This window comes from Succinimonas amylolytica DSM 2873, assembly GCF_000378405.1.
Taxonomy (GTDB): Bacteria; Pseudomonadota; Gammaproteobacteria; order Enterobacterales; family Succinivibrionaceae; genus Succinimonas; species Succinimonas amylolytica.
Genome location: NZ_KB899636.1, coordinates 828,867 through 837,051 on the forward strand (window position 1 = coordinate 828,867; position 8,185 = coordinate 837,051).

Sequence of the window (8,185 nt, forward strand, 5' to 3'; positions counted from 1 at the left end):
GCTTGCAGCCGACTCTTTGTCTGACAGCGTACTTATCTTTATTTACTCCGTAAACAATAACAACAGTATTTTTAGGTCTTTCTACATCAAGAATATCTCTAGGTATTGGCATATCAAACTCCGCAAACATATAGTCTAATTATAAGCTATAATTAGACTATACTCAAGAAAAATTTCACAATTTTGTCGATATTTTTTAATTTTTTTAGAGAGAAAACGGGATTTATGTCTATCTGAAAACTGAGGTAGTTATGTTGTTGATTGGTATATTGAGTAAATAATGAGATATTGAGACAAGATGTGCTCAATATTTGCACATCTTATATAGTATTACTAATTGGGAAATTTCTACTTAACTGATAACAGGAAACCCGGAAATAACATAGTACCGGGTTTTTTGATGAATGTAAGTCCTGTCAAAGACGAAGAAATGATCCCCATGTTATGCCGGAAATGATCTTCATCTGAGGTTCATTTTTTTGAACTGTTTCGTGCGATCTGCCAGATCGGGAAGCTTCAGGGCCAGATAATCTTTTTCAAGCAGTGTCAGAGCGTCCTCAAGGGTATCGGTATCACGAAAGCTCTTCAGGATATTCTGGCATCTTCTGGCGCTGGACAGATACGCTCCTTTACGATAATAGAAATCCGCTACGTCATATTCGTGCCTGGCCAGGGTGTTTCTTATGTACACCATGCGGGCATAGGAATCGGCCGCGTACATGCTTTTCGGATATTTGGCAATGAGCAGTCTGAAATCGCTGAAGGCCTGTTCCAGATTGCTGACGTCGCGATCGTAAGTGTCAATGAACAACAGGTTCAGCATGCGATTTGTGGCTTTTTGCATGTTCGTCAGTCCCCGCATATACAGGACATAGTCGATATTCGAATCCTGAGGGTTCAGACGCAGGAATTTATCGATTTCCGCAATGGCAAGATCATCTTCGCGATCCTTGTAGTAGGTGTAAATAAGATCCATTTGCACCTGATGGGCGTAGGGGCCAAAGGGATAACGGCTGTCAATGGCTTCAAGATACTCCTTTGCCTTGCCGTAGTTTTCTTCTGCCAGTGATTCGTATGCCTTCATGTACAGCTCTTCCGGCTCTTTGTCGGGTATAACATCCTTGTTGACGGACGAGCAAGCCGAAAGCCACAGAACAGTCAGCGAGAGCATTCCGTATTTGATTAAATTGCCAATCATGTGAACCTCGTTGTGTGTCAGTGGTAAATGATACACAAAAAGACGCGGTTTTGCACCTGTGCCGGCGGTATAGTGTGAAAGTTTAAAGATTATGATTGGTTTCGGCCTGGTATCGGTATAATGTACTGGCAATCACAGAAAGAGCGGATCTTCGGCTTTTCGGAGCCATGACTTTGTAAATCCCGCGATGACGGCAGCTTTGGAGGAAAATGCATGACGCAGACTATTGAGCTTGCGGATGAAATTACGGAAGATCTTCATGGAGAGAGACTGGACAAAGCATTGGCCATAATTTTTCCTGATTATTCCAGAAGTCAGCTGAAAAGCTGGATAGAGAAAGGACTGGTAACTGTGGATGATACTCCGGTGACGGTTGCCAAAACCCCGGTGCTGGTTGGACAGGAAGTGACAGTCAGTGCCGAGGTTCAGGATGATGGTTATTTTCAGGCTGAAGATATTCCGCTGAAGGTAATTTTTGAAGACGAATATCTGATGATTATAGACAAGCCGGCGGGACTTACGGTGCATCCGGGGGCCGGCTGCCGTTCTGGTACTTTGATGAACGGCATATTGTTTAGATATCCGGAGAGCAGGAAGCTGCCAAGGGCGGGAATTGTGCATCGTTTAGACAAGGACACCTCCGGGCTTATGGTAGTAGCAAAAACCATTCCTGCAGTACATCGGCTGGTGAAGATGATTTCCCGACACGACGTGGTAAGAGAATATGAGGCTGTGGTAAGTGGGCACATGACTGCCGGTGGAACAGTTGATGAACCCATAGGAAGAAGTTCTCAGAACCGGATAATGATGGCTGTGAAACCGGAAGGTCTGGGAAAAGAGGCAGTGACCCATTATAGAATAATGGAAAAATTTCGGGCGCATACACGACTCAGGTTGCGGTTGGAAACCGGACGAACCCACCAGATCAGGGTGCACATGGCTCATATCAGGCATCCTCTGGTGGGAGATCCTCTGTATGCTGGGAAACGTTCCAGGCAGATTTCCGGAGCTTCTGAAGAGTTTACCAGATATGTAAGCACTTTCCCGAGACAAGCACTGCATGCGGTGATTCTTGAATTTGAGCATCCCTTTACCGGCGAACAGATGTCTTTCAGTTCTGAAATATCTGCGGATATTGCGGAGCTTCTGGCTGTTCTCAGAAAAGATACTTTAGAGCATCCGGAGGATATTGTCTGGTGAGTTTTTCAGAAGACGGGAATGAGGAGGATCGGCTGCGGGTGATTGAGGTATTTCAGGATATTCCTGGAATACGAGCTTTTTTTACTACCAGAGTCGGTGGTGTCAGTGAAGCGCCCTGGAACAGTCTTAATCTGGGCGATCACGTTGGTGATATACCTGAGCATGTTCAGGAAAATAGAAGAAAGGTGCGCAGGCTGCTTCCAGCCAATGCCAGGATTTTCTGGATGCACCAGACACATTCTGCGGTGGTGGCAGAAATTGCAGAGGATACGCAGTTTTTAGCACCTCAGGAGGCAGATGCGGAATATTCTAGGCTATCAGGTAAGGCTCTGGCCGTTATGACCGCCGACTGTATTCCGGTTCTTGTAGCTGATGTATCCGGGGGATTTATTGCGGCAGTGCATTGCGGTTGGCGGGGGATTCTCGGAGGAATTATTGAAAACACTCTGAAAGGGGCTGCCGGATCTGCGGCCGGACATCTTGCAGCGGTAATCGGCCCCTGTATTCGCAGGGATGCCTTTCAGGTAGGTCCAGAAGTACGAGATCTTTTTCTGAATCGTGATGTAGCTTTTTCTGCATACTTTACCCGGGATTCTTCCTGCGAAGGGAAATTTCTGGGAGATCTTCCAGGTATTGCCAGTAATATCCTCAGAAAATGCGGAGTGGCCGATATCCGGGATACGGGATGCTGTACCTATTCGGATCCGCAGCGTTTCTTTTCATACAGAAGGGACGGATGTACGGGGCGTCTTGCCGGAATTATCGTAAGAACCCGATAATTCGGGATGCGGCATGATAGACCAGGACTTATGATTGTTTTTGACAGAGCCTTCCTTTTGTGGCGATTTCCATATTCAGCTCTGTCCCATTATCTGCAGTAGGGTATTCGCTGCTATTTCATTCGTTCTTTTTTGTCGGGAACTTGGTACTGGTGTCTTTAACACGTTTCGGAATTTTGGGGTGTATTAAAATAATCCTGGGCTGGGCTTGAATTTTTGTCTTACAGCCTTACTTATTGATCAGAAGTTATGATTTCGAGAGGTAAGCGAATATGAGGCAGGACAGATTTACAAATCAGTTCCAGGAAGCTCTTTCGGATGCTCAGTCACTCGTCATTGGAAATGATCAGCAGATGATAGAGCCGGTGCATATTTTAAGTGCGCTTTTAAATCAGGACGGCGGTACTACAGCACCGCTGATGACCCTTGCGGGGGCAGACCCGAAGGCAGTGGATATCCTGCTGAATGAAAAGATTAAGGGATATCCGACAGTAAGGGGGGCCGGTGGTGATATTCAGCTGTCCAATTCATCTATTAAGGTCCTCAATATCTGCGATCGTCTGGCTCAGAAGGCAAATGACGGTTTCATTTCTACCGAATTTTTTGTAAAGGCCGCTTTTGAGAACGATTACGATGTTCAGTCCATACTTAAAAAATGCAATGTAACGGCAGCTCGCATAGATGAGGCAATCGAAAAGATTCGAGGCGGGGAAAATGTCAATTCCGCAGAATCTGAAAGTACCCGTCAGGCGCTTAGCAAATACACTGTGGATGTTACGGCACTGGCTGAGAAAGGAAAGCTGGATCCTGTGATCGGACGGGATGATGAAATTCGCCGTACCATGCAGGTTCTGCAGAGAAGAACGAAGAACAATCCAGTGCTCATCGGAGAGCCAGGAGTTGGTAAAACGGCTATCTGCGAAGGTTTGGCCCAAAGAATTGTGAAGGGAGAGGTTCCTGAAGGCCTTAAGAACAAGAGAGTTCTTTCTCTGGATATGGGGGCACTCCTGGCAGGGGCCAAGTACCGTGGTGATTTTGAGGAACGCCTTAAGTCAGTACTGAATGCTCTGGAAAAGGAGAGCGGGAATATCATTCTGTTTATTGACGAGTTGCATACTCTGGTGGGGGCTGGAAAGGCTGAGGGATCCATGGATGCTGGAAACATGCTGAAGCCGGCCTTGGCCAGGGGGGCTCTGCATTGTATGGGAGCTACGACTCTTGATGAATACCGGAAGTATGTTGAGAAAGATGCTGCATTGGAAAGACGGTTTCAGAAGGTGTTTGTCGGTGAGCCTTCTGTTGAAAGTACCATAGCTATTTTGCGCGGGCTTAAAGAGAAGTACGAGCTGCATCATCATGTGCAGATTACCGATCCTGCCATTGTGGCCGCCGCAACCCTGTCAAACCGTTATATTACAGACAGACAGCTTCCTGACAAGGCGATAGATCTCATAGATGAGGCGGCCGCTAGCATTAGACTGCAGATGGATTCCAAACCGGAGCCTCTGGATGTACTGGAACATAAGCTTATTCAGCTGAAAATGGAACGTCAGGCGGTGGCCAGGGAATCGGATGATGCCAGCAAGAAACGTCTTCAGGCCATAGATGACGATATTGCTACGAAGGAGGCGGAGTTTCAGAAGCTAACCAGTATCTGGAAGGCTGAAAAGGCTGGACTTACAGGAGTGCAGCATCTCAAGGAGGAATTGGATTCTGCAAGGTATCAGTACGAGGTTGCCTTCCGCAATGGTCGATACGAAGATGCTTCAAAGCTCAGCTATGAGACTATTCCTAACCTAGAAAGGCAGATTGCCGAAAGTGAAAAAGTCAAACAGGACGGAAGTGCCAATAAGTTGCTGCGCAACAAAGTATCGGAGAATGAAATTGCGGAAGTGGTTTCCCGGGCAACTGGTATTCCGGTGTCCAAGATGCTGGAAGGAGAAAGACAGAAGTTGCTTCATATGGAGGATAACTTGCACCAGAGGGTTATCGGACAGGAGGAGGCCGTAAATGCTATTTCCAATGCCATTAGGAGAAGCCGTGCCGGACTGGGAGATCCTCAGAGGCCTATAGGATCATTTCTCTTCATGGGGCCTACCGGTGTGGGCAAGACAGAATTATGTAAGGCATTGGCCGAGTTCATGTTTGATACGGTTAACGCCATGGTGCGCATTGATATGAGCGAATTCATGGAAAAACACAGTGTGTCACGGTTAGTGGGAGCGCCTCCGGGATATGTTGGCTATGATGAAGGCGGCTATCTTACGGAAGCGGTAAGAAGGCGGCCATACAGTGTAGTTCTTCTAGATGAGATTGAGAAGGCTCATCCGGATATCTTCAATATTCTTCTTCAGGTACTGGATGACGGAAGACTGACTGATGGTCAGGGGCGGACTGTGGATTTTAAAAATACAGTGATAATTATGACTTCTAACCTGGGTTCGGATATCATACAGGAGGAAACAGGTAACAAGGAGTATGCTGAAATTAAGGCGGATCTAATGGCTCTCCTACAGTCTCACTTTAAGCCGGAATTCCTGAACCGTATAGATGAGACTGTGGTGTTCCATCCGCTAGGAAAGGATCACATCAAGAATATATCCCGGATTCAGCTGGATGTTCTCAGAAAACGGCTGGCTCAAAGTGGCTGTGAGGTTGCATTCCCGGAGCATCTTCTGGATAGAATTGCCGATATCGGATACGACCCGGTGTTCGGTGCTCGGCCTCTGAAGAGGGCTATTCAGACTTATATCGAGAATCCTCTGGCAGCTGCAGTGCTAAAGGGGGAGCTGGTTTCGGGCCGTGTTACCAGTGTGGATCTTGATGAAAATGCCAAGCTGGTGCTGAACTAGCTGGAATCACGGGGTTGCAGTACTAACTGAAGGTTTCGAATTAAGTGTCTGTTAATATCGGGGCCTGTTTTACAAAAATCCTTCCATATGTCAGATGTGGGGGGATTTTTTATTTTTGAAACCGTGGTGCTCCTTTGTTGGCTGTTTTGTTAGTTACCTACCACCTGTAAAATTTGGGGAAGCTTTTGTTGTAAGAGATAAAAAAGCAGTTAGAACTGGCATTATTGGCCAAAAAATAAACGATGGGCGATGTGATATCAAAAAAAATAATAATAGCTTTTAAGCCTTTTAGAATAAAGGTTTTTAGGTGATTTTGCCGTAAGGTTTTAGGAAGAAAATGAAAAAAAATTGAAAAAAGTGTTGACGGGATTCAAAAAATCTCTAAAATACGCACTCGCTGACAGGGTAAAGCTCAGCGAAGTTCTTTAACAAACAGTTTAGACAATCTGTGTGGGCACTCGGCAGGAATTATCGGAAGGCTAAAAAAAGAAGTCTCGATAATAGGAACTGCAGAGTGAACAACAAAACAGTTAAATTCATTATTGAGCAAAAGAAACAAACTTTTGAATTGAAGAGTTTGATCATGGCTCAGATTGAACGCTGGCGGCAGGCTTAATACATGCAAGTCGAACGGTAGCAGCAGGAAAGCTTGCTTTTCTGGCTGACGAGTGGCGGACGGGTGAGTAATACCTGGGAAACTGCCTATAAGAGGGGGATAACACCTGGAAACGGGTGCTAATACCGCATAAACCCTGAGGGGAAAAGGATGGGAAACCATGCGCTTATAAATGTGCCCAGGAGGGATTAGCTAGTTGGGGAGGTAAAGGCTCACCAAGGCGACGATCTCTAGCTGGTCTGAGAGGATGATCAGCCACATTGGGACTGAGACACGGCCCAAACTCCTACGGGAGGCAGCAGTAGGGAATATTGCACAATGGGGGAAACCCTGATGCAGCCATGCCGCGTGTGTGAAGAAGGCCTTCGGGTTGTAAAGCACTTTCAGCGGGGAGGAAGCTGAAGTTCGAACAGGGCAGAAAGCAGACGTTACCCGCAGAAGAAGCGCCGGCTAACTCCGTGCCAGCAGCCGCGGTAATACGGAGGGCGCAAGCGTTAATCGGAATAACTGGGCGTAAAGCGCACGCAGGCGGTTATGCAAGTCAGATGTGAAATCCCAGCGCTTAACGTTGGGCGGTCATTTGAAACTGCAAGACTAGAGTACTATAAGGGGAGCTGGAATTCCAAGTGTAGCGGTGAAATGCGTAGATATCTGGAAGAACACCGGTGGCGAAGGCGAGCTTCTGGATAGTAACTGACGCTCAGGTGCGAAAGCGTGGGGAGCAAACAGGATTAGATACCCTGGTAGTCCACGCTGTAAACGATGTCAATTAGGAGTCTAGTCCGAAGAGGCTGGGTTCCGCAGCTAACGCTTTAAATTGACCGCCTGGGGAGTACGGCCGCAAGGTTAAAACTCAAATGAATTGACGGGGGCCCGCACAAGCGGTGGAGCATGTGGTTTAATTCGATGCAACGCGAAGAACCTTACCTGAACTTGACATATACGATGATCTGTCTGAGAGGATGGAGTACCCGCAAGGGAATCGTAAACAGGTGCTGCATGGCTGTCGTCAGCTCGTGTCGTGAGATGTTGGGTTAAGTCCCGCAACGAGCGCAACCCTTGTTCTTTGTTGCCAGCGCGTAAAGGCGGGAACTCAAAGAAGACTGCCGGTGATAAACCGGAGGAAGGCAGGGATGACGTCAAGTCATCATGGCCCTTACGTTCAGGGCTACACACGTGCTACAATGGTTTGTACAGAGGGAAGCGAAGTCGCGAGACGGGGCAGATCTCAGAAAGCAAATCGTAGTCCGGATTGGAGTCTGCAATTCGACTCCATGAAGTCGGAATCGCTAGTAATCGCGAATCAGAATGTCGCGGTGAATACGTTCCCGGGCCTTGTACACACCGCCCGTCACACCATGGGAGTGAATTGCACCAGAAGTAGTTAGCGTAACCGCAAGGGGCGCGATTACCACGGTGTGGTTTATGACTGGGGTGAAGTCGTAACAAGGTAACCATAGGGGAACCTGTGGTTGGATCACCTCCTTAACAGGAAAAGCGTCTGATAAATTGTTGCTGAATGTTCACACAGATTGTTTAA

Annotated in this window: 4 protein-coding genes and 1 rRNA gene; 4 read left to right on the forward strand and 1 reads right to left on the reverse strand. The window is 47.1% G+C overall.

Going from position 1 to position 8,185, the window contains the following annotated elements; all coding sequences use genetic code 11:
- Window positions 1–460: 460 nt before the first annotated feature.
- The gene (locus F557_RS0103740; protein ID WP_019000918.1) at window positions 461–1,198 is read right to left on the reverse strand and encodes an outer membrane protein assembly factor BamD; all 738 of its coding nucleotides are present in this window, start codon (window positions 1,196–1,198) and stop codon (window positions 461–463) included.
- A 213-nt stretch (window positions 1,199–1,411) separates the two neighbouring features.
- Between F557_RS0103740 and rluD the strand changes: the two genes are divergently transcribed.
- The 4 genes from rluD (at window position 1,412) to F557_RS0103760 (ending at window position 8,133) form a co-directional block, all read left to right on the forward strand.
- Complete coding sequence (gene rluD, locus F557_RS0103745; RefSeq protein ID WP_019000919.1) at window positions 1,412–2,398, forward strand: 23S rRNA pseudouridine(1911/1915/1917) synthase RluD; 987 nt, start codon at window positions 1,412–1,414, stop codon at window positions 2,396–2,398.
- Window positions 2,395–3,177 carry a peptidoglycan editing factor PgeF gene (pgeF, locus tag F557_RS0103750; protein WP_019000920.1) on the forward strand — a complete coding sequence of 261 codons (783 nt, stop codon included), beginning with the start codon at window positions 2,395–2,397 and terminating at the stop codon, window positions 3,175–3,177. Before rluD ends, pgeF begins: the two co-directional genes overlap by 4 nt.
- 272 nt (window positions 3,178–3,449) lie before the next feature.
- Window positions 3,450–6,029: an ATP-dependent chaperone ClpB gene (gene clpB / locus F557_RS0103755; protein ID WP_019000921.1), complete on the forward strand. Its 2,580-nt coding sequence runs from the start codon at window positions 3,450–3,452 to the stop codon at window positions 6,027–6,029.
- A 565-nt stretch (window positions 6,030–6,594) separates the two neighbouring features.
- Window positions 6,595–8,133, forward strand: a 16S ribosomal RNA gene (locus tag F557_RS0103760).
- The last annotated feature ends 52 nt before the right edge of the window (window positions 8,134–8,185 follow it).